Source organism: Caulobacter sp. FWC26, from assembly GCF_002742645.2.
Taxonomy (GTDB): Bacteria; Pseudomonadota; Alphaproteobacteria; order Caulobacterales; family Caulobacteraceae; genus Caulobacter.
This window is the reverse complement of sequence record NZ_CP033873.1, coordinates 1-22,844: the sequence shown is the minus strand read 5'-3', so window position 1 is coordinate 22,844 and position 22,844 is coordinate 1. Positions and strand designations below refer to the sequence as shown.

At 70.1% G+C, this 22,844-nt stretch carries 24 protein-coding genes; 1 reads left to right on the top strand and 23 read right to left on the bottom strand.

What is annotated here, in order from left to right; genetic code table 11:
* From CSW63_RS23970 to CSW63_RS00085, 7 genes are all read right to left on the bottom strand, one after another.
* Entirely contained in the window at positions 1 to 135 is a 135-nt protein-coding gene (locus CSW63_RS23970) for a hypothetical protein (protein ID WP_256371359.1), read from the bottom strand.
* 84 nt (positions 136 to 219) lie between these two features.
* Entirely contained in the window at positions 220 to 354 is a 135-nt protein-coding gene (locus CSW63_RS00110; protein WP_127846909.1) for a benenodin family lasso peptide, read from the bottom strand.
* A gap of 96 nt (positions 355 to 450) precedes the next feature.
* Positions 451 to 585 (bottom strand): benenodin family lasso peptide, encoded by a 135-nt coding sequence (locus CSW63_RS00105; RefSeq protein ID WP_127846908.1) that lies wholly within the window; start codon positions 583 to 585, stop codon positions 451 to 453.
* A gap of 93 nt (positions 586 to 678) precedes the next feature.
* A complete protein-coding gene (locus CSW63_RS00100) occupies positions 679 to 1,314 on the bottom strand; it encodes a GntR family transcriptional regulator (RefSeq protein ID WP_099504104.1) in 636 nt (211 codons plus the stop codon).
* 167 nt (positions 1,315 to 1,481) lie between these two features.
* A complete protein-coding gene (gene radC / locus CSW63_RS00095) occupies positions 1,482 to 2,243 on the bottom strand; it encodes a DNA repair protein RadC (protein WP_099504102.1) in 762 nt (253 codons plus the stop codon).
* A gap of 71 nt (positions 2,244 to 2,314) precedes the next feature.
* Positions 2,315 to 6,574 (bottom strand): bifunctional class I SAM-dependent methyltransferase/DEAD/DEAH box helicase, encoded by a 4,260-nt coding sequence (locus CSW63_RS00090; protein ID WP_099504100.1) that lies wholly within the window; start codon positions 6,572 to 6,574, stop codon positions 2,315 to 2,317.
* Positions 6,575 to 6,801: 227 nt separating this feature from the next.
* Positions 6,802 to 7,926 carry an NADH:flavin oxidoreductase gene (locus CSW63_RS00085; protein WP_099504098.1) on the bottom strand — a complete coding sequence of 375 codons (1,125 nt, stop codon included), beginning with the start codon at positions 7,924 to 7,926 and terminating at the stop codon, positions 6,802 to 6,804.
* 97 nt (positions 7,927 to 8,023) lie between these two features.
* On the opposite strand from CSW63_RS00085, the gene CSW63_RS00080 reads away from it, so the two are divergent.
* The gene (locus CSW63_RS00080) at positions 8,024 to 8,401 is read left to right on the top strand and encodes a helix-turn-helix domain-containing protein (RefSeq protein WP_099504096.1); all 378 of its coding nucleotides are present in this window, start codon (positions 8,024 to 8,026) and stop codon (positions 8,399 to 8,401) included.
* Positions 8,402 to 8,464: 63 nt separating this feature from the next.
* On the opposite strand, the gene CSW63_RS00075 is transcribed toward CSW63_RS00080, so the two are convergent.
* The 16 genes from CSW63_RS00075 to CSW63_RS00005 all read right to left on the bottom strand — a co-directional run bounded on the left by CSW63_RS00075 (position 8,465) and on the right by CSW63_RS00005 (position 22,841).
* Positions 8,465 to 10,612: a ParB N-terminal domain-containing protein gene (locus CSW63_RS00075; RefSeq protein WP_099504426.1), complete on the bottom strand. Its 2,148-nt coding sequence runs from the start codon at positions 10,610 to 10,612 to the stop codon at positions 8,465 to 8,467.
* 75 nt (positions 10,613 to 10,687) lie between these two features.
* Entirely contained in the window at positions 10,688 to 11,569 is an 882-nt protein-coding gene (locus CSW63_RS00070) for a toprim domain-containing protein (protein ID WP_099504094.1), read from the bottom strand.
* Positions 11,570 to 11,694: 125 nt separating this feature from the next.
* Complete coding sequence (repC, locus tag CSW63_RS00065) at positions 11,695 to 12,960, bottom strand: plasmid replication protein RepC (protein WP_099504092.1); 1,266 nt, start codon at positions 12,958 to 12,960, stop codon at positions 11,695 to 11,697.
* 184 nt (positions 12,961 to 13,144) lie between these two features.
* Positions 13,145 to 13,381 carry a transcriptional regulator gene (locus CSW63_RS00060; RefSeq protein ID WP_099504424.1) on the bottom strand — a complete coding sequence of 79 codons (237 nt, stop codon included), beginning with the start codon at positions 13,379 to 13,381 and terminating at the stop codon, positions 13,145 to 13,147.
* A gap of 128 nt (positions 13,382 to 13,509) precedes the next feature.
* A complete protein-coding gene (locus CSW63_RS00055; protein ID WP_099504090.1) occupies positions 13,510 to 14,715 on the bottom strand; it encodes a TrbI/VirB10 family protein in 1,206 nt (401 codons plus the stop codon).
* Positions 14,712 to 15,761: a P-type conjugative transfer protein TrbG gene (gene trbG / locus CSW63_RS00050; RefSeq protein ID WP_099504088.1), complete on the bottom strand. Its 1,050-nt coding sequence runs from the start codon at positions 15,759 to 15,761 to the stop codon at positions 14,712 to 14,714. The genes CSW63_RS00055 and trbG overlap by 4 nt, the downstream gene beginning before the upstream one ends.
* A complete protein-coding gene (trbF, locus tag CSW63_RS00045; protein WP_099504086.1) occupies positions 15,758 to 16,447 on the bottom strand; it encodes a conjugal transfer protein TrbF in 690 nt (229 codons plus the stop codon). The genes trbG and trbF overlap by 4 nt, the downstream gene beginning before the upstream one ends.
* 9 nt (positions 16,448 to 16,456) lie before the next feature.
* Complete coding sequence (gene trbL, locus CSW63_RS00040) at positions 16,457 to 17,668, bottom strand: P-type conjugative transfer protein TrbL (protein WP_099504084.1); 1,212 nt, start codon at positions 17,666 to 17,668, stop codon at positions 16,457 to 16,459.
* A gap of 8 nt (positions 17,669 to 17,676) precedes the next feature.
* Entirely contained in the window at positions 17,677 to 17,925 is a 249-nt protein-coding gene (locus tag CSW63_RS00035) for a hypothetical protein (RefSeq protein ID WP_127846907.1), read from the bottom strand.
* Entirely contained in the window at positions 17,925 to 18,647 is a 723-nt protein-coding gene (locus tag CSW63_RS00030) for a conjugal transfer protein TrbJ (protein ID WP_246842004.1), read from the bottom strand. Before CSW63_RS00030 ends, CSW63_RS00035 begins: the two co-directional genes overlap by 1 nt.
* A complete protein-coding gene (locus tag CSW63_RS23260) occupies positions 18,644 to 18,922 on the bottom strand; it encodes a hypothetical protein (protein ID WP_168193561.1) in 279 nt (92 codons plus the stop codon). Before CSW63_RS23260 ends, CSW63_RS00030 begins: the two co-directional genes overlap by 4 nt.
* Positions 18,912 to 21,368 carry a conjugal transfer protein TrbE gene (gene trbE / locus CSW63_RS00025; protein WP_099504082.1) on the bottom strand — a complete coding sequence of 819 codons (2,457 nt, stop codon included), beginning with the start codon at positions 21,366 to 21,368 and terminating at the stop codon, positions 18,912 to 18,914. The genes CSW63_RS23260 and trbE overlap by 11 nt, the downstream gene beginning before the upstream one ends.
* 10 nt (positions 21,369 to 21,378) lie before the next feature.
* The gene (locus CSW63_RS00020) at positions 21,379 to 21,639 is read right to left on the bottom strand and encodes a VirB3 family type IV secretion system protein (protein ID WP_099504080.1); all 261 of its coding nucleotides are present in this window, start codon (positions 21,637 to 21,639) and stop codon (positions 21,379 to 21,381) included.
* Position 21,640: 1 nt separating this feature from the next.
* A complete protein-coding gene (locus CSW63_RS00015; protein WP_099504422.1) occupies positions 21,641 to 21,988 on the bottom strand; it encodes a TrbC/VirB2 family protein in 348 nt (115 codons plus the stop codon).
* A 116-nt stretch (positions 21,989 to 22,104) separates the two neighbouring features.
* A complete protein-coding gene (locus tag CSW63_RS00010) occupies positions 22,105 to 22,512 on the bottom strand; it encodes a helix-turn-helix domain-containing protein (RefSeq protein ID WP_099504078.1) in 408 nt (135 codons plus the stop codon).
* 125 nt (positions 22,513 to 22,637) lie between these two features.
* Entirely contained in the window at positions 22,638 to 22,841 is a 204-nt protein-coding gene (locus CSW63_RS00005; RefSeq protein ID WP_246842003.1) for a response regulator transcription factor, read from the bottom strand.
* Positions 22,842 to 22,844: the final 3 nt, after the last annotated feature.

Genomic DNA, 22,844 nt, shown 5'->3' with positions numbered 1-22,844 from the left:
TCAATCCTCCACCAGGCCGTCGACCGGACGTTCGCAGGAGAACTCGGGAATAAAATCCGGACCGCCGCGCGTCTCCACGGTGATCGCGCCGAGGTCGATGAGGACCTCGAACTCCTCAGAAGGGGGTAGTTCCACGACTGCGCTCCTTTTCCGGGTCGCTATAGAATCGGTCGCTCGGCGAGCCTGACAGCGCGTGGCCGCCAAGCCCGCCAGCAGGGCCTAGTCGTCCGACAGGCCTCCGACCACGTGCTCTTGCGAGAGCTCGGGCATGGTCGCCGGGCCGCCACGCGTCTCGACGACGGCGGCGCCCAGATCGATCAGCGGCTCGCGGATTTCAGGTTCGGAACGGTCCATGTTGACCCCTCCCTAGAAGTGATTGAACGCCGCCTTCGGCGGCGGACGAGGGTATGGACCTGGCAAGCCGATCGCCCGCCAGGTCCACGGCGTCGGTCAATCCGCCGACAGGCCGGTCTTGACCCGGTCCAGCGAGAACTCGGGGATCTCGGCCTGCTGGCCCTTGGTCTCTTCGCTGACGGCGCCCAGGTCGATCAGGGCGTCTTCGATGTGGTCTTCGATCCGTTCCATGACGGTCTCCTTCTCAAGTCACGCCCACCGTGACGGTTGTACGGTGCGACCGGAGGTGGAGAACTCCGAGGGAATAACGCCAGGATTTTCCGATTATTCCGCCGGGCGTCGCGGATCGCGATCGCTCAGGCCGTGAAGGCTGCGAACGATCGCCGGGACCAGGCGCAGGCGCCGGCGATGATAGGCCACGATCGCTTGTCGTAGGCCGCCCGACGCGCCGGAGGCGGCAAGGCGCCGTAACTCTAGCGCTTCGTCTTCGAACTCGGGGATCAGGGTCAGTTCCGCGCAGCGCGGTCGGTGAAGTCGGTCGCTGGCGCCGGCCACGGCCCACTCGACCTCGACATTGCCGCTGCGCACTGCCAGGCGGGCGAAGAGGTCCTCAAGGGCGGCGATCGGACCGTCGCCGGTCGGCGGTTCCGGTGGCATTGCCGGCTCCCCGCCCGCCGACCGGGCCGCGTTGACCAGCAGAGCAGCGTTCCACTGATAGAGGTCGGAGAGGTCGGGTTCGGTCAGGCGGGGGACGAGAAAGCCCTCGCCCTGCAGGGCCGTTAGAAGCCGCTCCCCGACCAGCCGGTGCAGGGCGGCGCGTACCGGCGTGGCGCTGGCCCCGAACCGTCGCGACAGATCGGGGACGTCTATCCGCTCGCCGGGTCGCAGGGCGCTTTCCGAGAGCAGGTAGGTCTTGATCGAAAGGTAGACACGCTCGCCGGTTCCAAGCCGATCGATCATCAGGCCCACTCCTGAACGCCACGCAACGCAGCAACCGAAAGGCGGGCCCCCAGCGCGATCCGACGCGCTAGCGGCCCGCCAAAAGGTCGGGAGGATGGGTGCATCCGGTCGGGAACGCATCTCCCCGAAATTCACCCGTGAATCTTGGGGGATGGCGTTTTCAGGACCTACAGCAGGCCCAAGGCCCGGAAGCTTTCGATCTTCTCGGAACCGATGATCAGGTGATCGTGCACGAGCACCCCCAGCACCTTGCCGGCCTCGACGATGACCTTGGTCATGCCGATGTCCGGCCGCGACGGCTCGGGATCGCCGGAGGGATGGTTGTGGGCCAGGACCAGCGCCGTGGCCCCAACCTCCAGCGCCCGGCGCAGCACCTCGCGCGGATAGACCGGCGCGTGATCGACGGTGCCCACGTTCATGACCTCGGCGAGGATCAGCTGGTTCTTCTTGTCCAGGAAAGCCACCCAGAATTCCTCTCGCGGCACGCCGCGCAGCTTGGCGCGGAAGAAGTCGGCGACCGCCCCGAACGAGGACAGCACCGGCCGCGAGGCCAGGGCCGCCAGGCTGACGCGCCCGGCCGCCTCGCGCAGGATCTTGAAGTTGAGGATGGTGGCCTCGCCGACGTGGCGGCGCAGTTCGGCGCGATCAGCGGCGAGCACGCCGGCCAGACCCCCGAAACGCTCCACCAGGCGCCGGGCCAGGTCGAAACTCTCGGCGCGGTCGTCGCCGGCCATCTGCAAGTGCACGATCTCGGCATCCTGCATGACATCGGCGCCAAGCTGGGCGACCAAGTCCAGAACGCGCTCGCGCGACGGCGCCCAGCGGGAGAAGGCGTCGGCGACGGCCGCCTCCTGGAGGGCCAGGCCAGGCTCGGCGGAACCAGCCGGATCAACAGCGAGAACGGGGGAGAGGGCAGGGGAGGCGGACATGGCGTCCTCCGATCTGACGGCGCCGGACCCCATGCCCGGATCGCTCGCCCCCCTCGCCCTGCCTCGTCCTTTCAAGCCGCCGCCGGCAGCAGACTCTGGGCTGGCCAGCGCGCCAGAACCGCGCCCAGAACCGCTGGCTTGTCGACCGGCACGAAGACGCGCGGGGTGTAGGCGATGATTTCCACGAAGCAGCCGAGGTTGACGAAGGCCTGCCGCTGCGCGGCCGCCCCCACGACTTCGATGCGCCAGCGATCCATCACCCTGGCCCGCCGAAGCCACAGGCCGCCAGCCAGGGCTAGAGAGGCGCCGTCCTGCAGCACCGACCGCAGCGCGAACTGCGGCTCGCCGATGGTCTGGGCCGCGTCGCCCAAACCCAGGGCCAGCTTCAGGGGCGGCACCTGCAGCGGGTCGAGCACGCGGCCCAGCCACCGGCGCCCATCGGGAGCCTTGATGCGGCGGACGCTGGCCTGGCGACTGGGCAGGCTCGACCACACCGGCAACAGGAGTCCCGTCACCAGGACGATCTCGCGGGTGGTGAACGGATCGGCCGCGGCCAGCTCGGCGCGCCAGGCCGCCGACCACATCGCCGCGTCGACGCTCTCCCAGGCCGATTCCTCGAAGACCTTCAGCGGCGTGGTGGACCGCTTGTCGGGCCGAACGAGCCGCACAGCGGGCGTCAGCCGATCGTCGTCATCGGTCGTGGTCAGGCCCTGGACCACCAGGGCCGCGCGGCCAGACTTGCGATTGACGCAGTAGAGCAAGGCGGCCGGGTCATGGCCGGCCAGGGCGTCCTCGACGCTGGACAGGGTTCGCCGGGTGCGCAGCGAAAAGCGCGCCAAGCGTGTCTCGGCCCGCGTCATGACGTCGGTGCGGATCGTCTCCTCGCCGAGCACCACCAGTTCGTCGGCGACGATGTCCTCCACGCCCCGGTCCAGCGCGCCCGACGCCGTCGCCCGTTCCAGGATCCCAGCCAGGATCGCGTCGAAGGCGGCAAAAAGGTCGTTCTGGTCGGCGATGCGCAGGGCCAGAAGGCGGTTGAGGAAGGTGTTCATCGGCGGCAGGTCGTCCGAGGCCCGAAGATTTCCGTCGCCATCGAGCAGGCTCAAGCCCGTCTTGGCTTCGAACGCTGGTCGGTCCATCGCCGCCACCTCGCCGTGGTGGAGGGCGACATAGAAGGCTTGCAGGGCGCGATGGGCGAACGGGCTTTCCAGATTGTCCTCGGCCCGGAAGAGCCCGGCCCCGGCGGTGCGCCGCTCGCCCCGGGTCAGAGCCCCGAGACTGTCGAGACGCCGCGCGATCGTCGACAGGAAGCGCTTTTCGCCATGGATGTCGGTCGTGACCGGCCTGAACAGCGGCGCGCTGGCCTGGTTGGTGCGATGCGAGCGGCCCAGGCCCTGGATGGCCGCGTCGGCGCGCCAGCCGGGCTCGACCAGATAATGGACACGCCGCTGCTGGTTGGCCGCCGACAGGTCGGCGTGATAGCTGCGGCCCGTGCCGCCGGCGTCCGAGAACACCAGCACCCGCTTCTTGCCCGCCATGAAGGCGTCGGTCTCGGCCTTCGCCGCCGAGGCGCCGCGCCGCTCGACGACCCGCCGGTCCTCGCGCCGGACGATCCGGCGACCCCGGCCGGTGACCTCGGCGACGACGTCCGGGCCCAGGGCGTCGAGCACCGCATCCAGCACGCCCGGCGCGGCCGGCAGGCAGGCCAGTTCCGTCACCAGCTGTTCACGCAGGGCCAGGGCTTCCTGGCTGTAGACGGGCCGACCGTCCTCGACCATCGGCACGAGGCTCACCGAGCCGTCGTCGTTGTCGATGGCGCTCATCGCCTGGATCGGAAAGGCGGCCATCAGGTAATCGAGGACCTGGTCCTTGGGCGTGAGGTCGACAGCAAGATTGTTCCATTCCTCGGGCGGGATCTGCGCCAGGCGCCGTTCCATCACCGCCTCGTTGGTGCTGACCACCTGAACGACGCTGGAGCGACCGGCGGCCAGATCGGCGCGGATCGCCGCGATCAGGCTGGGCGCCTTGAGCCCGGCCAGGAGGTGACCGAAGAAGCGCAGCTTGGTTCCTTCGAACGCCGACATCACCGCCGAGGCGGCCTGGCCGCTGCGCGCGGCCCCGTCGGCGTCCAGGACGCCGGTCGCCTTCAAGGCCTGGCGAAGATTGCGGTGGATGAGCTGGTAGGCGTCGGCCCAGCGGTCCCAGATGACGATGTCGTCGGGGGTGAGGGCGTGGGGCAGGGCCTCGTACTCGACCCCGTCGAAGGACAGTGAGCGGGCGATGTAGAGCCCCAGCGCCTTCAGTTCGCGCGCGATCAACTCCATGACCGCCACCCCGCCGGCCTCGACCGCCTCCAGGAAGGCCTCGCGGGTGGTGAACGGCGCCTCGGTCCCGCCCCAGAGACCCAGGCGGCCAGCATAGGCCAGGTTCTCCGGCGTCGTCGCGCCGGTGGCCGAGACATAGAGCACCCGGGCGTTGGGCAGGCGGTTCTGCAGCGCCAGCCCCGCCTGGCCCTGCAGCGAGGCCTTCTTGGGACCGCGCCCGCCCTTTCCGCCGCCGGCGGCGTTGGCCATGGCGTGGGCCTCGTCGAAGACAATGACCCCGTCGAAGTCCACGCCCAGCCAGGTGACGATCTGGTCCAGGCGCGAGGGTCGGTCACCCCGGGCCGGCTGGCGCAGCGTCGCGTAGGTCGAATAGAGCACGCCCCGCTCCAGGCGGATGGCCTCGCCCTGCTTCCAGCCGCTTTGTGGAACGATGTCGTGACCCTGACCGCCGATCGCGCTCCAGTCGCGGCGGTCGTCCTCCAGCAGGGCGTCGTTCTTGGAGAGCCACACCGCGCGCAGACGTCCCTGGGCCATGTTGTCGGCGATGACGCCGGCGATCTGACGGCCCTTGCCGCAGCCGGTGCCGTCGCCCAGGAAAAAGCCGCGCCGGAAGCTCACCGCATCCTCGGCCTCGGCGTCGACGCACACGGCCTGGTGGGCGGCGGCGGCGATCCGCCAATGACCCGGCAGAGTCTGGGCGTGGGCCTCGCCGGCATAGACAAGCGTTTCCAACTGGGCGTCCGACAGACAGCCCTCGTCGAGCAGGCGCGTCGGCAGGACAGGCCGATAGGTTGGAACGGGCGGCGCGACCGAGGCCATCGGCCCGGACTCGACCAGTTGCGAGGGATGGGGCGCGGCCCCGGCGATCTCTATGCGGCCCAAGCGATAGGCCTGGTAAAGGCCCACGTCGTGGCCCTCGCCCCGCCAGTCGATCACCGCGTAGTCGAGGGTGCGGGTTTCGGCCAGCAGCGACAAGCGCCGGCCAGGTCCGGCGGCTGCGCGTTCGCGCGGGATGAAGGCGGCCGGCTGGACGACGGTGCGGAAGACGCGCGGCTTGGCGCTGGGCCGCGCGGGCAAGGCGGCGACCCGGACGGCCACGTCGGACAGGTCTTCACCGGTCGACAGCGGCGCGATCGGGGCGGCCGGACCGCGGTCGAGCACCAAAAGCCCCGTCTCTACCGACGTCCCCTGGCCGGCGAAGGCGCGAGAGGGCAGGGCGACGCGGCCGACGATCGCGCCGCGCCGGGCAAGGCCGGCCAGTTTCGCTTCGGCCTCGAGCAGACGTAACGGAACGATCGCGACCAGACGCCCGCCTTCGGCCAAGGTGTCGAGCGCGGCGTGCAGATGCGCGTCCAGGGGCCCGAACGGCGGATTGCACAGCACCACGTCGAAGCCGCCCGCGCCGGACAGGCGGTCCTTTAGCTCGACCGCGTCGTGGCGCGAGCGTCGCGCGGTCGCAAAGAGGCCGTCCAGAAGACCCCCGCGCTGGGGCGAGAGCTCGTTGAGGGTCAAGGTCGCGCCGCAGGCCTCGGCCAGGATCGCCAGAAGACCCGTGCCGGCCGAGGGTTCGAGCACCCGGTCGCCGGTCCTAACCTGGGCGGCCAGGGCCGCAAGGGCGGCGATCTGTGGCGGAGTCGAGAACTGGTCGAGCGCCACTTGCTCGTCGTCACGTCGGGTCTGGGTGGGGCAGAGGCCGTGCAGGCCCGCCAGCAGCGCGCAGATCTCGGCCGGCGCGTCCTCCAGCCGCGCCACCTGGGCCGACAGCCGGCGAACCTGCAGCACCAGGGCGGCCTCGCAGGCGTCGTAGGCGTCGCGCCAGGACCAGGCGCCCTCGGCGTCGTCGGCCCCGAAGGCCAGGGTCATCACAGAGGCGAGCAGCTTGCGATCCAGACGCCGCGAGCGGTTGAGATGCGGGACCAGGGCGCGGGCGGCGGCCAGCAGATTGGCGACGGCGTCGCTGGTGTCGGCGGAAAACAGCGACAGGCGAGAAAGGGACGAAGCGGTCATGGACGGGGCCTTGCTCACCCGCCGCGGAAGGCTCCTCCTTCCAGACCCAGCGGGCTCGCCCGGCCTTGGTCCTCTCTTCTCCTCTCACGCGCGACACCAGGGCCCCCCGAGGAGGCAAGGCCTGCGAACACAGCCCAAAAGCACGGGCCCCTGTCCGTGGGACAAGAGCCCGTTCAGTTCAGGCGGGCAAATCCGCTCTGGTCTTGCCTCACACCCGTCCGATTGCCTCAGAACAGCGCGGCCATGGACGCCGGATCAAAGTCGCGAAGCTGGGCCATGTTGCCGGCCTTTACCTTCCGGACCCATTCGGGATCGTTGAGCACCGCACGCGCGACGCCAATGAGATCGAACTCCCCGCGCTCCAAACGGCGCTCCAGTTCGTCCAAGCTGGTCGTTTGCGATCCCTCGCCATCGAACAGCGCCCCGATGACATCTCCGGAAAGGCCGACCGACCCCACGCTCATGGTCACCGCGCCGGTCAACTTCTTGGCCCATCCCGCAAGGTTCAGACCATTCGGGCCGTCATGGTCGGGAAACTCGGGCTCCCAGAACCGACGCTGCGAGCAATCGAGCACATCCACGCCCGCTGCGACGAGCGGCTCAAGCCATTGGGCAAGCTCGTCAGGGGTAGAAGCCAGTTTGACGTCGTAGTGGAAGGTCTTGAACTGGCTGATGCGGAAAATCAGCGGCATGTCGGGTCCGACCGCCTCGCGCATGGCGCGGACGACCTCCACGGCGAAAAGGGTTCGTTCGCCGATCGAGCGTCCGCCATATCGGTCGTCGCGCTTGTTGGTCGCCTCCCAGAAAAACTGATCGAATAGATATCCATGCGCGCCATGAACGGCCGCCACATCGAAGCCGAGCCGCCGAGCCTCCCCGGCCGCCTTGCCGAAAGCAGCGATGGTGTCGGCGATATCCTCGTCGGTCATGACCTTGCCGATCCGCTTGCCGGGCGCAGCCAGTCCGGACGGGCTTTCCATTTCATCGGCGGCGGGCGAGCCCTCCAGAGCGGCCGCGAACGCGCCGACATGCCAAAGCTGTGGTCCCATCAGTCCGCCGGCCGCATGGACATTGTCCACGACATGCCTCCAGCCTCGCAGCGCGTCTTCGCCATGGAAGAGCGGCACGCGCGGGTCGTTGAGCGCCCGCGGCCGATCCACCACAGTGCCCTCTGAGATGATGAGCGCGACCTCGTTGGCCGCGCGCCGGCGATAGTATTGCGCCACGTCATCGCCCGGCACACCGTCGACGGCGAAATTGCGTGTCATCGGCGCCATGACGACGCGATTCTTAAGGTGCAGGTGCTTGAGTTTTAAGGGATGGAAAATGGCGCTGTTCACAAGGCTGGTCATGACGATGCTCCGCATGTAGACCCGCCCCAGGTATCCAACGGAAACCTACAGTCAATTACGCACCTGAAATCCCCCTAGTATAGTCGAGGTAACCGCGATGCCGCTTGGCCACGAGACTGGACACGAAACCGGCAACCGCCTTCTCCTCGATCAGATCGCCGACAAATGGTCGATCCTCATCCTCTCCCAGGTCTGTCAGGGGCCTTTGCGCTTCAACTCGCTCAAGCGCAGTCTTCCGGGCATCTCCCAGAAAGCGCTGACCCAGGCGCTCCGGCGTCTGGAACGGAACGGAATTTTGGAACGAGAAGTAAAATCCATCGCCCCCGTGGCGGTGGAATATCGTGTGACGCCGCTTGGCCGCACGCTGGAGGAGCCGTTCGCCTCCCTCTACAGATGGACGGCGCGTTATGGCCAGGACGTCGAAGCAGCCCAGGCTCTGTATGACGAGCGTCACCCGAGCGGCCACACGGGGTAAAACCCTGCTCGCGGCCAACCGAAGAGCACGAGCCCCCGCCCTGACGGCGGGGGCTCGCCCCGGTCAAGCCGCGATCGGACGAACCTGGCCCTCGGCCGCTTGAGCCTCGACTTCATCAGCCCGGTGTTCAGCGCCCGGTTCGACTTCGGTCGCTGCAGCCTTGGCCGTGGAGACCTCCTGCGCGTCGGCGACGCCGAGGTCCGAGCCGTCGCCGGCCGCCGTCTCCGCATCGTCATCGGCCGCCTCGATCTGCGCCTCGACCGACGTCCAGGACAGGGCGGACGGCGCCCAGCGCCGTTCGGCGGCCGCGTCGCCGACCAGGGTGACGAGGTCGTCCTTCTTCAGGCTGGCGGCTCGTTCGTCCTCGACCTCCATCGCCGCCAGCATGGCCAGCAGTTGCTTCTTGGAGTGCAGGGCCAGGAACGCGGCGTCGGCGCACCAGTGGGCCGACAGGTCCGCGTCGCAGAGCGCGGCGATCTCGACGGCCTCGGCGCGGGCGCTCGTCCGGATCAGGGTGTTGCGCACCTCCTTCAGGTCGAGAGACACCGCGACCAACTCGGCCAGAAGCGCCATCTTCTCGCCATGGGGCAAGCCGTCGACGAAGCCGATCGGCCGCAGGCCAGAAGCGAGGTAGGCCTCGCGTCGTGCGGCCAGGCGTTCGAAGACCTCCCCATCCAGGGCCGGCATCGGCGGCGCGCCGCTGCGGGCGTAGGCGGCCGCCTCGATGGCCAGAGCAGACTCGCTGACCCGATTGATCCCGCGCAGGGCCACGAGCTTGAAGAGTTGAGCCAGGAGCGCGGTGAGCGCCGCGGCCGGATTGTCGGCCAGATCGCGGATCAGGCCACGGGTGGCGATGTCGGTGCGCGTCTCGTGCAGGCTGTGGCCAGCCCCGTCAAGTTCGACGCTGACCTTGGCCTGCGCGACATCGGGCGGCTCGGCCGAGGCGATCCTGCGCGCCGCCGGCGCGACATCGTCCTCATCCTCCTCGTCCGGCGTCTCTTCGACGTCCTTGCGGAAGAAGCGGACCTCGAGGCCAAGATCGGCGCTGGGCGATAGCATCATCGCGCCCAGCTCGCCCCGCGACAGTCCGGCGGCGGCCAGTGCGGCCCAAGCGGCGATCACCTCGACCATCACTTCCAGGGCCGCGTCGCCGTCGAGGGCCAAGGCCTTGAGCCGCGCGACCGCCGCGTCGACCGTCTCGCGGGCGCCTGCGCGCGCGGCCTTCTGCGCCTCGGTCAGATCACCGTGATAGACGTAGGGCAGGCTCTCGAAGCCGTCGGGGGCGGCCACCCCGCCGTCCGGCCCGGTGAACACGCTGAGCCCCAGACCGCCCAGCTTCTCTCCCAGAGCGTCGGCCCGTTCCTGCCACAGGCGCTGCAGCAGGTCCGGATCGTGCAGCACGTCGGGCATTTCGCCGAAGAGGTCGCTGCTCGAGACGCCGCCGGCGGCCGCATAGCGGGCCATGCCGACGAGAAGAACGCGCGGGTCCCGGACCGTAACCCGACCGCCCTCGACGCGGGCCCGGAGTTGGTAGTCCTGGAGATGGCCGTCGAGCGCAGCCTGGGCGAGTTGGCCCTGCTGGGCCTTGTCGTCGATGCGGGCGAAGAGCTTGACCTGCTTGAGGGTCAGGCGGCCGGCCCGAAAGGCGTCGAGCACCTTGGCGTGAACGCCAGCGAGCGCCTCGAGGCGACGGATCTCCACCACGTCGTAGCCCAGGGCCTTGGCGATGGCCGCTGTATCCATCCGGGCCTTGCGGAACTTGCCGATCGCCAGGATCACCGCGGCGGTATGGACAGGCGCGCGCTCGGTATTGGGCAGCACCAGGGCGGCGGCCTGAGCGGCCTTGCTCACCGCCACCTTGCACGTGATCAGATCGTCGTCGTCGATTTCGCCACGCTCGCGCCGCAGTAGCAGGGCCATCCGACGCCGGCGACCGTCCAGCGCCATGAACGCGGCCTCATCCTTGCGCCCGGGCCGAACGATCGGCGGGATCAGCACCCCGGCCGCGCCGATGGTGTCGGCCAACTGCGGGATGTCCTCGTCGACCGGCTCGTCGAACCGCAGGTTCTCGGGGGCCAGGCCCAGATCGCCGAGCCGGACGCGGATCGAGTCACCGTCCTGCAGCTTGGCGCTCGGAGGCGTCACCAACAACGGCTCGGCGATCTTGGGCGCGGCGGCGGCCGAGGCGGCCTTGGTGCGGGTCTTGGTCATGTCGTAACTCCCGCGCCGGGCCAGGCCCATCCCGGATCCTCGGCGCGCCCGCGCCAGCCCTGCCTCCTGCCTTTCTCAATCGCCGGCGCTGGCCGCCTCGTCCCAATCGCCGCTGCCGGGCGGCGGCAGCACGATCCGCGCGGCCACCCCCTCGGCCGCCAGGCCCTCGGCCAAGCGCTGGGCCGAGGCCTCGCCGTCGGTCCCGCGATCACCCGCGATCAGCACCGAACGAACGAGCGGGGGCGGCCGCCAGCGCCGAAGGTTCGAGGTCGAGAGCAGCGCCCAGGCCGGCAGCGCAAATCGTCGCCGGGCCGCCAGGGCGGTGAACACCCCTTCGGCCACCAGCATGTCCGGCGCGGCGGGATCGAGCCGCACGGCGCTTCCGGCCGGGACCAGGCCCACGGTCTTGCGCGGCAGCGCCAGGTCGAAAGCCCGGCGTCCGCCGGGCGTCAGATAGGTCAGTTCGACGGCGGTGATCGTCCCGGCCGCGTCGAGCACCCCGGCCATCAGCGCCGGGCGGGTCGAGCTGGTCGGTCGATAGACCGAAAGCGGGGCGGCGGGATGATGGCGCAGGGCCTGCGGCCCCGGCAATTGCCCCAGAACACCCCGACCGCGGCAGTGGCGGGCCGAGACCGTGCCGGCCAGCGTGCGCCCCTCGTTCCACAGGCGCGTGGCGGTCTCACGCCGCGCCAACCGCCCCTGATCGGCGGCGGCCTCGACCGCCGCCTGGGCCAACCGCGCCGGCCCCGCCTCGTCCAGCAGTCCGAGACTGCGAAGGTGGTCGCGCACCTCCCGCCAGTCGCCATCGCCGAAGGTGTGGACGACCACGCGCCCATCGTGTTCGAGCAGCGACACCGATCGGTCGCGCCGGCTGTGGCCCGGGGCGGGGATGTTGGCGCGGCGGCCTCCGTCATAGAGGTCGCCGCCCAGGCGGCGGACGATGGCGCGCAGGGACATGGCCGGATACTCCTCGGCCGCCTGAACGCGGCCGCCCCACCGGTCCCTGCCTCCCGCTCCAGCGTGGCCCCGCGTCCAAGGCCTGCCCAAAATCGCCGCTGTCGCGCACAGCGCCCCCCGTCATGCTACTCGGCCCGGCCCGTGCGCCTGGCGTGAGGTCTCGGCGGGTCCGAGCGTTCCTTCAGGCCGTAGAGGCTGGGCAGCAACTTCAGCCCACCGAACCGTTCGCGTTCGCACATGGCGCGCAGATAGCCGCCGGCCGAACTGCGGATCTCACCATCCTTCCAGCGGGCCAGAACGGTGGCCAGCGCGATGGCCGCCCGGTTCTTGCCCATGGCGTCGCGGGCTTCGCGCACGGCCGAAAGATTGATCCCCATCAGCGGCGCGGCCCGACCGACGGCGTCGACCAGGTCCTCCCACTGGGCGGCGGCCGGGTCCTCCAGGAAGTCGGCCAGTTCCGGGATGGCCTCAAGCACCAGGGACAGCGGGATGATCTCCTCGCTGATCGCCGCCTCCACCTCGGGACGTTCAGCGGCCACAGCGCGTTCGGGCCGGGGCGCGGCGGGCTCGACTACCTCTTGTCGAAGAGAAGAATACGTTGCTCCTGCGGATCTAGGCTGGGTTGTAGGTTCTTTATGGGCTTCGTCCGAGAAGCCCCTGGGCTCAGATTCATCGGATTTCCGAGCCCTGACCCAGGCCGCGTCCACGGCCGCCAACAACGCCTGGAACGTCTCATGCAGCGCCGCGAGCTCGGCGAGGCTGGGGGTGCGGGGCAGGCGGCCGAGGGCCAGGTCGACGGCCCCGGCCCAGTCGTAGGTCGTAAAGCCGCGGTAGACAGCATCGGCGCAGACCGTGCGGATCTCGCGACGGATCTCGCCGAGCTTGCGCTTGAGATGCCGGCGCTGGGCCTGTTCCAGGCCGCGGGCGGCGGCGTGATCGGCGAACTCGTCCCAGCGGGCGGCCATGGGGGCCAGGTCGAAACCGAAGGCCTCGACGATGACGCCGCGCTCGTCGCGATAGCCCCAGCGCTTGCCATTGCCGCTGTCCTTCATATGGACGAGACCGGCGCGGACGGCGAGGCGGATCAGGCCCTGGACGCAGCTGCGCGAGCGCTGCAGCTCTTCGCAGAGCGCATCGTTGGAGGGCCAGGCCAGGGGATGGGTGCGGCCCGTCCAGTCCTGCTCGGCGGTCACCCGCACCAGGGCGCGGATCAGGCGCACGAGGCCGTCGCCGTACCCCAGGCGGGGCGCGGCGCGCTCGAACCGGTCAAGCAGCATGGCCTTGGAGATCCCCTCCGGAAGGCCTTGATAGGTGGCGGCGAGCCGGGCGGCCGCCCACTGGGCGTCGGCCTGACGGCGCACGTCTCCTATCCCGTTCGAGACGGTCTGCATCTTCTGCTCCTCCTTGGGGAGGCCGCAGGCACACAGGTTCCCGTCGCGCGAACGCGCGTTTTTGGATTGCAGCGATGTCGGTGATTCGGTTAGAAAGAGCAGGAACTAGGAGCTCGGTCGGGATTGCCGTCCCGTCTAGCGAATGACCTGGAGAACCCGGCGCGTTACAGCGAGCCGGGTTTTTCTATGCGCTCACGGCGTGTTTCCTTTCATCGTCGCCCCGCTCGAAGAAGACCTCGAACACGTGCTCGAGGGCGTCCATCCGATTGGCGAAGCCCTGCTCGGCCTTCATCGCGTCAAGCATTTCGATGAAGCGTTTGCCGACCATGCCGTTCAGCTGCGCCTTGCCGGCCGCACGGGCCTGGGCGCGAAGGCGCTTCTGGTATTCAGCCTGGTATGCAAGATCATGAGCGGTCTTCATGGCGCCGCCGATAAGATCGCGATTCCAGCCGCCCAACTAATAAAGGTGAACGGCGAAACACCCGCCTCAAGCGAATAAAGACCCTTGATCTGCATGGGAATCGGACACTCGTCAGTTGCTTCGCCAATTCAAGGCGATGGAGACGCTGGCGGCGGCAGGATCAGGTCGCGATCGATCAGCACCCGGACCAGCTGGCCGGGCGCGATGCGCAAGGTGGGCGGGCGCTGCAGGTCCCGCTCGACAAGTCTCTGCCCGGTCTGGCTCGCCGCGGCGGCGACGCCCCCGCCGACATCCTGCAACACCACCCGGTCGTCGCGCCGGCCAGCGCTGTTCTGGGCGGCCGCCCCGCCGACCGAAATCAGGGTGGAAAGACCGATCGCCCGCGCCAGGACCGGCAGATGCCGGTCGGTCTTGCCGGTCAGGCCGCTGGCCCCGGCGGCGTCCAGTCCCACCATGGCGCCCAGGTCGAGACTGAGGCCGTTCGGAAAGACCAGTTGGGTCCAGACCACCAGCACCCGGTCCTGGCCATAGCCGACCTGGCTGTCGTAGCGGCCCAGCAGCCGCGCGCCCTGCGGGATCAGCACATGGCGCCCGGTCAGATGATCGAACACCGGCTCGGTGACCTGGGCGATCACCGGGCCCGGCAGGTCGGAGTTGATGCCGGTGATCAGGGCTGCGGCGATCAGCGCCCCGGCCTTGATTTCGTAAGGCGACAGCGGTGGCCTGGCCAGGATCGGCGCCTGCGGTCCGCGCGCGGCGGCCGCGGCGATGAACTGTTCCCGGGCCGAAGCGGGTCCCGGCGCCGCGACGCTGGACGTCTTGGCGAGACCCCCGCCCGGCGAGACCCCTTCCGGCGCCAGGCCGACCGGCTGGGTTGGCCTGGCGCCCCGCGCAGCGTCGGCCGTCCCGGCGAAGAACGGCGGCGAGGCGCGCGCGGCCAAGGCTTCGCGTCTGGCGCGCTCGACCTCGGGCGACACGGGCGGCGGCGATGTCGAGGCCGGCAGCGGAGCCGCCACGCTCCCTGGCGCGGCCGCGCCTCGGGGTGGGGGGAGGGCGGCGGGATCGTCGTAGCGCGCCGGCAGACGGTCTTCGACCGGCGTGGGGCCCTCGGCCGGACGCGCGGGCGGCGGCTCTGGGTTGCGCCGGGCCTGGCCCTGGCCCAGTCCGACGATAAAGCCGGCGCCCACCACGAGCACCACGCCCGCCACCCCCGCGGCGATGACCACTGGGCGATAGCGAGTGATTGGCCTGCGCGGCGCGACCAGAACCCCGTCGTTCGATCGCTTGGGCTGGGGCTGTGGCGGGCGATCGGGACCGGCGGGATCGGCGCTCATGGCCGGACGCCCTGCCGGGTCAGCCGAACGACCGCCGGACGCTTGTCGCCCAGGCGCAGTTCGGCTCGGTCGATCAGGCGATCGACGACGAGATAGCGGCCGGCCAGCCGCGTATTGACCAGTTGCGGCTGATCGTCGGCGTCCAGCAGGAAGAGCGGCGGCGCCTCGCGTACCGCCAGGTCGGGCGGGAACTCGATATAGGTCTTGGCGCCGTCGTTGAAGACCCGGACGGGGGTCCAGGCGGGCGGCCGGCCCTTCAGCGCGGTGATCGCATAGCGGAAGTCGAGTTGCTCGACCGGCGCGGCGACCTGGACGGGGAGGACCTGTTGGCCGCGCTGGGACGCCTCCTGGGCTCGCGCCCGCGCTTCTTCCTGCGGATAGGTCCAGGACAGGACGCTGGTATAGGCGCCGCTGTCGGTCGAAACCGCATCGATCAGATAGGTGCGCTGGTCGGTGGTCAGCACGAGGTTGGTGCGCAGGCCGCCGCGCATCGGCTTGACCAGCACGATCACCTGCAAGGTCTCGCCCGCCCCGGCTTCGGTCTCGCCAAGCACCCATCGCACGGTGTCGCCGGCGGCCTTGGCGATCAGTTTCTCGCCCGGCCGCAGGGCGATGGCGGTCAGAAAGCGCGGACTGGTGTGGATGGCGTAGAGCCGCCCCGGCTCGAACGGATGATAGAGCGCGGCGTTGACGAACACACCGCTGGCCGGACCCTCGCGCGCCTCGGCATTGGCCCGCTGCAGGGTGGCCAGCGGCTGGCTGAGCGGACGCGGGCGACGAGGGCGCGGGCGGCGCGCGGACGGTGAACGGGTCGCCTCGGGCGCCGTCCTGGCCGCGCTTGTCGTTACCGGCGTCGGAGGCGTCGAGGGCGTCGACAGCGTCGCGGACGATGATGCCGGCTTGGGAGGCGGGGCCGCCCGGCTCGCTGGGGCGGGCGGCAAGATGGCGGGACGGTCAGGCGCGGCGGACGCCGCCGCCAGCGGCGCGCAAGCCAGAAGCGCCAGAAGGGCAAGGCCGCGGGTCCTTTGAAAGGATGACGATGTCATAGGTCGCGACTCCACTGAAAGCTGGTGATCTCCAGGCCCCGGGGGTTGTCGAGCAGCTCGTCCTCGGTCGTGGGCGCCCGAGCCGCCAGGCTGAACAAGCCCGTCCAGCGCACCGGCGGTCCGGCCACGCCCTGCAGGTAGGTCGTCTCGCGCCACTGGACCTGGAAGGTCGTGGGGCTGCGCGGCAGCACCGAGGCGATCTCGACGGCGACCGCCTCCTGGCCCAGGCGCGCGGCGGGGTCATGGTCCTGGCCGTACTGGACGAGGCTGGCGCGAGCGGCCTGGTTGGTCATGCGCGTGGCGTGGGCCCAGTTTTCCCGCAGCACCACGAGGTCGGTGCTCTTGGAGCGCACGCGCTGGACGAAATCGGCGACGAAGCTGGCCTTGATGGCGTCGTCGGGCTTGTAGGCGCGGTCGACCAGTTCCACGCGGCCGGGCCTGCCGTAGCGGTCGAACGGAATGGCATAGGTCGCGATCGGCCGCCGCAGTTGGACGTAGAGAAACGACGAGGTGCTGATCGTCGCCAAGGCCAGGCATCCGAAGGCCATCAGCCGCCAGTTACGGGCCTGTACGAGCTTGGCGCCGTCACGATCGTCATGAACCTGGCCTGCCCGCTGGTAGGGCGTCTCGACCGGGGTGGAGTCGCCGTAGCGGTCCTGCGGACGCCGGAAGGCGTTGGATGGCATGGGCTTGCCTCAAGGGTTGGGGGCGGGGGGCGGATCGGGTTCCTCGGCCTCGGGCGGCGCCGGTTCGGCGGCGCCGGTCCCGGTCGGAGGATCGCTGGCCCCGCCGGGGGCGGCCGCGGTTCCGGGCCCATAGGTCTTTCGAGCCCGCCGAACGACCGCGCCGGTCGCGGCGGCCCGCCGTCCGGCCCCGGTCTGGCCCGCGCCGCCGGGCGGACTTGTGTTGGCGCCGCCGCCCCCCGACGCGCCGCCCCCGCCGGTCGCTCCGGCGCTGGGCAGGCGCGACGCCGAGCGCGCCGCCGAGGTCGAGCCGGCCGCGGCCCCCGCGCCCATGGCCCAGCGGCCGGCCAGGGCCAGGCCCCCGATGGTGGCGGCCAGGCCGACCGCTCCGGCGGCGGCCGAGCCGGCGCTCAGTTGGGGACCCCCGGTGATCTGGGCCGCGGCGATCGCCGGAACCTTGAAGGCCAGCATGACGATCAGCAGCGCGGCCAGCAGCAGGCCGCAGGACTCGGCCCAGGTGGGTTCGGCCGAGACGGTGTAGCCGGCGAAGATCTGCTCGCCGATCGACACGACCAGGGCCAGGGCCATGACCTTGGCCCCGACCGAGACCACGTAGCCGATGGCGCGTTCGGACATGAACGCCGTCTGGGTCAGGATCCCGAACGGCACCGTGACGAAGCCGATCAGGGTGACGATGTAGAACTCGACGATGGTGACGGCGATTTCGACGGCCAGCACCATGAAGGCCAGGATGACGCCGATGGCCACGACCGCGGTGATCAGGATCGCGTCGATGTGGGTGAAGAAGCCCACCCCCATGCCCTCGCTGGCCAGGCGGCCTATATATTTGAGCAGGTCGAAGGCCACCTTCAGGCCGTCGATGGCCACCTTGGACGGCTGCATCAGCTCGCCGACGGTCAAGGCGCCGCCGCCGGCCTTCAGGCCCAGGGCGGCAAAGCCGTTGACCACGGTCAGGGCCAGGGTCTTCCAGCCCGAGATCAGCCAGGCGAAGAACCCGAACAGCAGAATCTTGCGCACCAGGGCGGCGGGAATGTTCTGGTGCTCGTCCAGCGCCCAGAGCAGGGCCGACAGGCCCAGACTGATGATCATCAGGATGCCGAACGTGGTCTGCACGTCGCCCTGGATCAGGCCAAACCCCGAACCGACCTGGGTGGTGTAGCGGTCGAGCAGGTCGTCGATGGCGGCGGGCGAGGCGGTCGACATCGCCGGTCTCAGAACCGGTCACGGGATGGGGCGGGCGCCGCCGGCTTGATCGCCGAGGCGCGTTGGCGATCGGCCTCGGCCTTGTCCAGAAGCGCCTGGAACTGCGCCTGGCAGGCCGGCGTGCGGGCTTGGCGGGTTCGCATCTCCTCGGCGGTGCAGCCCACGGCCTGGGGGCCAGCGGGGGCGTGCTGTTCGCAACTGGCCAGGGCGAGGAGCCCAACGAGCGAGAGCAGACGGGGAGCAGGGAGGAGACGCATCAGAAGCTGGTCCGGGGGCTGGGCGAGGGCGGGGCGGGAAGCACCGACGCGCGTTGACGGTCGGCTTCGCCCTTACTGACGAGCGCGCGCCGTTCGGCCTCATAGGTCTGAGCCTGGCGCCCTTGGGTGATCAGCAGCGTCTGCAACTGCGTCAGCTGGGTGGAGAGGGCCGCCAGCAGTTGGTTGGTGGCCTGCACGGCGGCGGTCTGCCCCGAGGCCGCCTGGGAGGCGTCCACCGCCGCGCCCACCGCGTTGGCCGTCGCGCCCTGGGCCTGGGCGATCTGATTTTGGACTTGAAGGGCTTCTTGCAGGGTCTGGCGACTGGCCTGTCCCCAGGCGCGCAGCTTGTCGGCCAGGGCCGCGGGCGTCAGGCCGGCCAGATCGCCCGGATAGAGGGCGGCGAAATCGCGACTGAGATCGGCGGCCGAATAGCCCAGGCCTTGGGCCTGGCGGAGCAGGGCCGTGGCCTGACCAGCGATGTCGCGCAGCGGGCCGGTGACGTCCAGCCCCAGGCTTTGCAGCATGCGCTCGGAGTTGGTCAGTTGCGCCTGCAGGGACTGGATCTGCTGCAGGCCCTGGCTGACCTGCCTGATCATCTGGGCGACGGCCGCCGGGTCGTAGACGGTGACCTGGCCCCAGGCCGGTGCGACCATGGCGTTCGACAGCACCGGCCCCAGGGCGAACGGGACTAAGGCCAGGAGGCGGCGACGGGTCGGGGTCATGAGGCGGTCTCCTCTTGGGGTTCGACGGGCTCGTCGTCCTCGGCCTCGCGGGCCAGGAAGCGCGGTTCCGACGCCCAGCGCACGGCGGTGGCGGCCGCCAGCCAGCCGACGCCGACCGCGAGCATCGGCGGGCTCTGCAGGATCTGGGCGCCGCTCACGGCCATGACCGCGCCCGGCAGCAAAAGGGCGACGAAGGCGAGCCGCCGCCGGCGGGGGCTAGCCGTCCAGGCGGCCGGCAGCCGCCCCCAGGGCCCCAGGCGTGGATCAGGCTGCATGGCGCGTCTCGGCCAGGAAATCGGCGACCTCGGCCAAGCCCTTGGCGCGGTAGAAGGCCGACGCGAACCCGTCGCGGCCGTGCTCGGCCAACAGCCGGGAGATCAGCGCCTGGTCGCCGGGCGAGGCCGAGCCGGCCGCGGCCAGCGCTACCGGACCAAGCCCCAGCTCGAACAGGCGGTTTCCGGCCACGCTCTGATAGTAGTACTCGCGCTTGGGGCTGGCGCCGGCGATGATCGCCACCTGCTGGGTGTTGAGGCCGAAGGCGGCGTAGGCCTTGGCCAACTCGGCCGAGCGGGCGTCGGGATTGGGCAGGAAGATCCGGGTTGGACAGCCCTCGATCAGCGCCGCAGCGACGCTGGAGTCCAGCACCGCCTTGAGGCTCGGGGTGGCGAACAGCACCGCGACATTGCGTTTGCGCAGGGTCAGGAGCCACTCGCGGATCTTGGCGGCGAAGGCGGTCGATTCCAGCAGCAGCCAGGCCTCGTCGAGCACCAACAAGGTGGGCCGACCATCGAAGTCGCGCGCCAGAAGATGGAAGAGATAGGTCAGCACCGGGCCGGCGGCCGCGCGGCTGGCCAGGATCTCGCCCAGTTCGAAGGCCTGCCAGTCGCTGGTCCTCAGGTTGGCGCTGGCCGCGTCCAGAAGGCGGCCGTGCGGTCCGGCCAGGGTGAAGGGGGCCAGCGCCGCCTTCAGCGTCCTGTCCTGCAGGGTGGCGGCCAGGACCGTCAGGGTCCGCTGTTCGCGCGGACCAGCCGCCACGCTTCGCAGCGCCGTCCAGACGCTCTCGCGCGCGGCCGGATCGATCTGGACCCCGCCGGCGGCCAGCAGGTCCTCGATCCAGCCCTGAGCCCAGACCCGCTCCTCGGCCTGGTCGATATCGGCCAGCGGCTGGAAAGCCAGGGCCGACCCGGCGGACAGGTCATGCCAATCGCCGCCGACCAGCAGGGTCGCGGCCCGGGCGCTGGCGCCCCGGTCGAAGATGCGCACCTGCGCCTCGGGATAGCGTCGCCACTGCAGCGCCAGCATGTTGAGCAGCACCGATTTGCCCGCCCCGGTCGGGCCGGCGATCAGGGTGTGGCCGACATCGCCCTGATGGAGATCCAGCCGGAAAGGCGTGGCCGCCCCGGTCAGGGCGTGCATCAGCGGCGGCTGGCGACCCGCAAAGCCGCGCTTGGCGCATTCGCCGCTGAGGTGGCGATTATGGTCGGGGCCCGGCCAGATCGCCGAGACCGGCAACAGGTCGCAAAGGTTGAGGGTGCTGACCAGCGGCCGGCGCTGATCGGCATAGGCCTGGCCCGGAAGGCTTCCCAACCAGGCCTCGACGGCATTGAGGTCTTCGACCTTGGCCACGAAGCCGGCGCGGTTGACGATGCTCTCGACCTGGCGGACCTGGGCGGCCAAGACGTCGGGGTCGGGATCCATCAGGGTGATGGTGGGCGTGACATAGCCCAGGGCCGCCAGATCATCACCGAGCACCGCCAGGGCCGCGTCGGCGTCCTGGGCCTTCTGGGCCGCATCCGGATCCTCCAGTACGGACGGCTCGCGGGTGATGGCCTCCTTCAGCAGCGCCAGGACGCCCTTGCGCTTGGCGAACCAGCGCTTGCGCAAGGTGGTCACGGCCTTGCGCGCGTCCTCCTTGTCCAGCGGCAGGAAACGGGTGACCCAGCGATAGGACAGGCCAAGGCCATTGAGCTGGTCGAGGATTCCGGGCCAGGAGGCGGCCGGATAGGCGCGCACCGACAGGGTTCGCAGGTAGTGCTGGCCCAGCCGCGGATAGAGACCGCCCTGCAGATCATCGTCGGTGAGGAAGGCGTCGAGATAGGCCGGAACCGGCGGCGAGGCGACCCGATGGACCTTGGTGGACACGCAGGCATGCAGATAGGTCAGGGTCTCGGCGTCGTCGAGCGGCCGCACCATCGGCAGCACCCCGGCGAGAATGTCGCGCAAGCTCGACACCGCGGCGCGGAACTCCTCCAGGGCGGCGCGATAGAGCGAGGCCGAACCCTTGCCGTCCGGCAGGTTCTCCACCAGCAGGCTGCGCACGGTCCCCACCGCCGCCTCCGGCGGCAGGAAGGTCAGGGTCAGGAAATAGCGGCTTTCGAAGTGAGCGGTCTCGGCTTCGAAATCGAGCCGCCGCTCCTCATCGACCAGGTGGCTGACGGGGTCGGGACAGGCTGTCGCCGGATAGGCCCGCGAGGGCGAGCGGACCGCCTCGACATGGACGCACCAGCGCGAGCCGAGCCGGCGCAGGGCATTGTTGATCTGGGCGCGGGCGGCCACCAGGCCGATGTCGGTGGCGCTGGCCAGGTCCGGGCCGCGGAAAGTCAGGGTTTGCTGGAACGCCCCATCCTTGTTGAGCACCACGCCCGGCGCGATCAGCAACGCCCAGGGCAGGTGGTCGAATAGGCGGCTGGACTTGTGACGGTACTCTCCGAGGAACAGCATAGCGTCCGCCTCAGGCCTCGAACCAGGCCGGCTGGCGCACGTGCCGGCGGAGGATGTCGAAGACGTAGGGGTCCTGACGGGCCAGGGCGTATGCGCCCGCCCAGAGGCCAAGACCGAGTGGAACCCCGATCAGCGGCGCCTGCAGACCCAGGGCCAGGATCGCCGTCAGGGTGCCGATCAACACCGCCGGACCGCGCGGGACGCCGCCCAGGGTGATCGGCTCGGCCAGGGCGCCATGGAAATCGATCTCGAAGCCCTCGATGCGCTCCATCCTAGAACCCCGCCCCGCCGGTGAAGTTGAAGAACGACAGGGCGAAGGAGGACGCGGTGAAGGCGATCGAAAGGCCGAAGATCACGCTGAGTCCGCGCCGGACCCAGGAGCCGCCCTCGGAAAAGGCCACGCCCAGACCCGTCAAAGCGATGGCGATCACGCCGATCGCCTTGGCCACCGGCCCGGTGATGGAATCGGCGACGGCGCTCAGTTTGTCGTCCCAGGGCATGGCCGCGCCCCCGCCGCCGGCCGCCAACGCCGGCTCGGCGGCCAGCGCCAGGACCCCGACAAGAAGCAGGAGGCGCAGCAGGCGAGGGGAGGGGCGCGATGGGAAGGTGGGCGTTCGCATGGCCAGGTCCTCGCGGTTGACCCGCAAACCGTGCACAGCCTCTGTTTGCGCCGCAATCTGGAGGATTTCGCGGGTAAGAACCCACGGGACTTGAGCGTAACAAACGCCCCCGACGATCATTCCGCCAGCGCCATCGCCTCGATCAGATTGAGGATCTTGCGGCGCAGCGCCGGGGACTTGATGGCCATGATGGCGCGCGCCCAGTCCGCGCCCTCGGGTTCGAGCAGGAACTCCTGTGCGCTGGCGCTCCGGTCAGGCTCCGGACGGACGTCCCGCGCCTGGCCCAGTCCCTCGAAGAAATAGCTGATCGGCGTATCGAGCGCTTCGGCCAGGGCCTGCAGTTTGGCCGCGCTGAGCTGGTTTGTTCCGCGCTCGTATTTCTGGACCTGCTGGAAACTGACGCCGAGCGCCTGACCCAGCCGGGCCTGGGAGCGGCCCAACAGCTTGCGCCGCAAGCGCACCCTGGCGCCCACATGGCGGCCGACCCGCCCGGCGCGGCCCTCGTCGTCAGCGTTGTCCTTCACGTGCTGCTCCCGCCCGGCTCAGGATCATGGGTTTGCGAGCAGCGTTTGACGAGGCGCAGCGTCACGACCTCAGAATTTTCTCGCCACGATCGCGCGGCGCCGAACGACGCTGGCCAGATGCGGCGTCAGATCTCGCCGAGGCTGACCGCCAGGGCGACGGCGTGGGCGCGATTGCGCGCGCCAAGCCGGCGATAGGCCTCCGAAAGATAGCTGTTGGCGGTGTGCTCGGAGATGCCGAGCTTGTGGGCGATCTGGGCGGCGGTCTTTCCCTTCCGGGCCTCGGACAAGCACTCGCGCTGGCGAGGCGTGAGAATGTAGCGACGTGACACTCG

Coding starts and splice junctions, on each gene's coding strand:
- CSW63_RS00110 (WP_127846909.1), bottom strand. CDS start 354: ATGGACCGTTCCGAACCTGAAATCCGCGAGCCGCTGATCGATCTGGGC.
- CSW63_RS00105 (WP_127846908.1), bottom strand. CDS start 585: ATGGAACGGATCGAAGACCACATCGAAGACGCCCTGATCGACCTGGGC.
- CSW63_RS00100 (WP_099504104.1), bottom strand. CDS start 1,314: ATGATCGATCGGCTTGGAACCGGCGAGCGTGTCTACCTTTCGATCAAG.
- radC (WP_099504102.1), bottom strand. CDS start 2,243: ATGTCCGCCTCCCCTGCCCTCTCCCCCGTTCTCGCTGTTGATCCGGCT.
- CSW63_RS00090 (WP_099504100.1), bottom strand. CDS start 6,574: ATGACCGCTTCGTCCCTTTCTCGCCTGTCGCTGTTTTCCGCCGACACC.
- CSW63_RS00085 (WP_099504098.1), bottom strand. CDS start 7,926: ATGACCAGCCTTGTGAACAGCGCCATTTTCCATCCCTTAAAACTCAAG.
- CSW63_RS00080 (WP_099504096.1), top strand. CDS start 8,024: ATGCCGCTTGGCCACGAGACTGGACACGAAACCGGCAACCGCCTTCTC.
- CSW63_RS00075 (WP_099504426.1), bottom strand. CDS start 10,612: ATGACCAAGACCCGCACCAAGGCCGCCTCGGCCGCCGCCGCGCCCAAG.
- CSW63_RS00070 (WP_099504094.1), bottom strand. CDS start 11,569: ATGTCCCTGCGCGCCATCGTCCGCCGCCTGGGCGGCGACCTCTATGAC.
- repC (WP_099504092.1), bottom strand. CDS start 12,960: ATGCAGACCGTCTCGAACGGGATAGGAGACGTGCGCCGTCAGGCCGAC.
- CSW63_RS00060 (WP_099504424.1), bottom strand. CDS start 13,381: ATGAAGACCGCTCATGATCTTGCATACCAGGCTGAATACCAGAAGCGC.
- CSW63_RS00055 (WP_099504090.1), bottom strand. CDS start 14,715: ATGAGCGCCGATCCCGCCGGTCCCGATCGCCCGCCACAGCCCCAGCCC.
- trbG (WP_099504088.1), bottom strand. CDS start 15,761: ATGACATCGTCATCCTTTCAAAGGACCCGCGGCCTTGCCCTTCTGGCG.
- trbF (WP_099504086.1), bottom strand. CDS start 16,447: ATGCCATCCAACGCCTTCCGGCGTCCGCAGGACCGCTACGGCGACTCC.
- trbL (WP_099504084.1), bottom strand. CDS start 17,668: ATGTCGACCGCCTCGCCCGCCGCCATCGACGACCTGCTCGACCGCTAC.
- CSW63_RS00035 (WP_127846907.1), bottom strand. CDS start 17,925: ATGCGTCTCCTCCCTGCTCCCCGTCTGCTCTCGCTCGTTGGGCTCCTC.
- CSW63_RS00030 (WP_246842004.1), bottom strand. CDS start 18,647: ATGACCCCGACCCGTCGCCGCCTCCTGGCCTTAGTCCCGTTCGCCCTG.
- CSW63_RS23260 (WP_168193561.1), bottom strand. CDS start 18,922: ATGCAGCCTGATCCACGCCTGGGGCCCTGGGGGCGGCTGCCGGCCGCC.
- trbE (WP_099504082.1), bottom strand. CDS start 21,368: ATGCTGTTCCTCGGAGAGTACCGTCACAAGTCCAGCCGCCTATTCGAC.
- CSW63_RS00020 (WP_099504080.1), bottom strand. CDS start 21,639: ATGGAGCGCATCGAGGGCTTCGAGATCGATTTCCATGGCGCCCTGGCC.
- CSW63_RS00015 (WP_099504422.1), bottom strand. CDS start 21,988: ATGCGAACGCCCACCTTCCCATCGCGCCCCTCCCCTCGCCTGCTGCGC.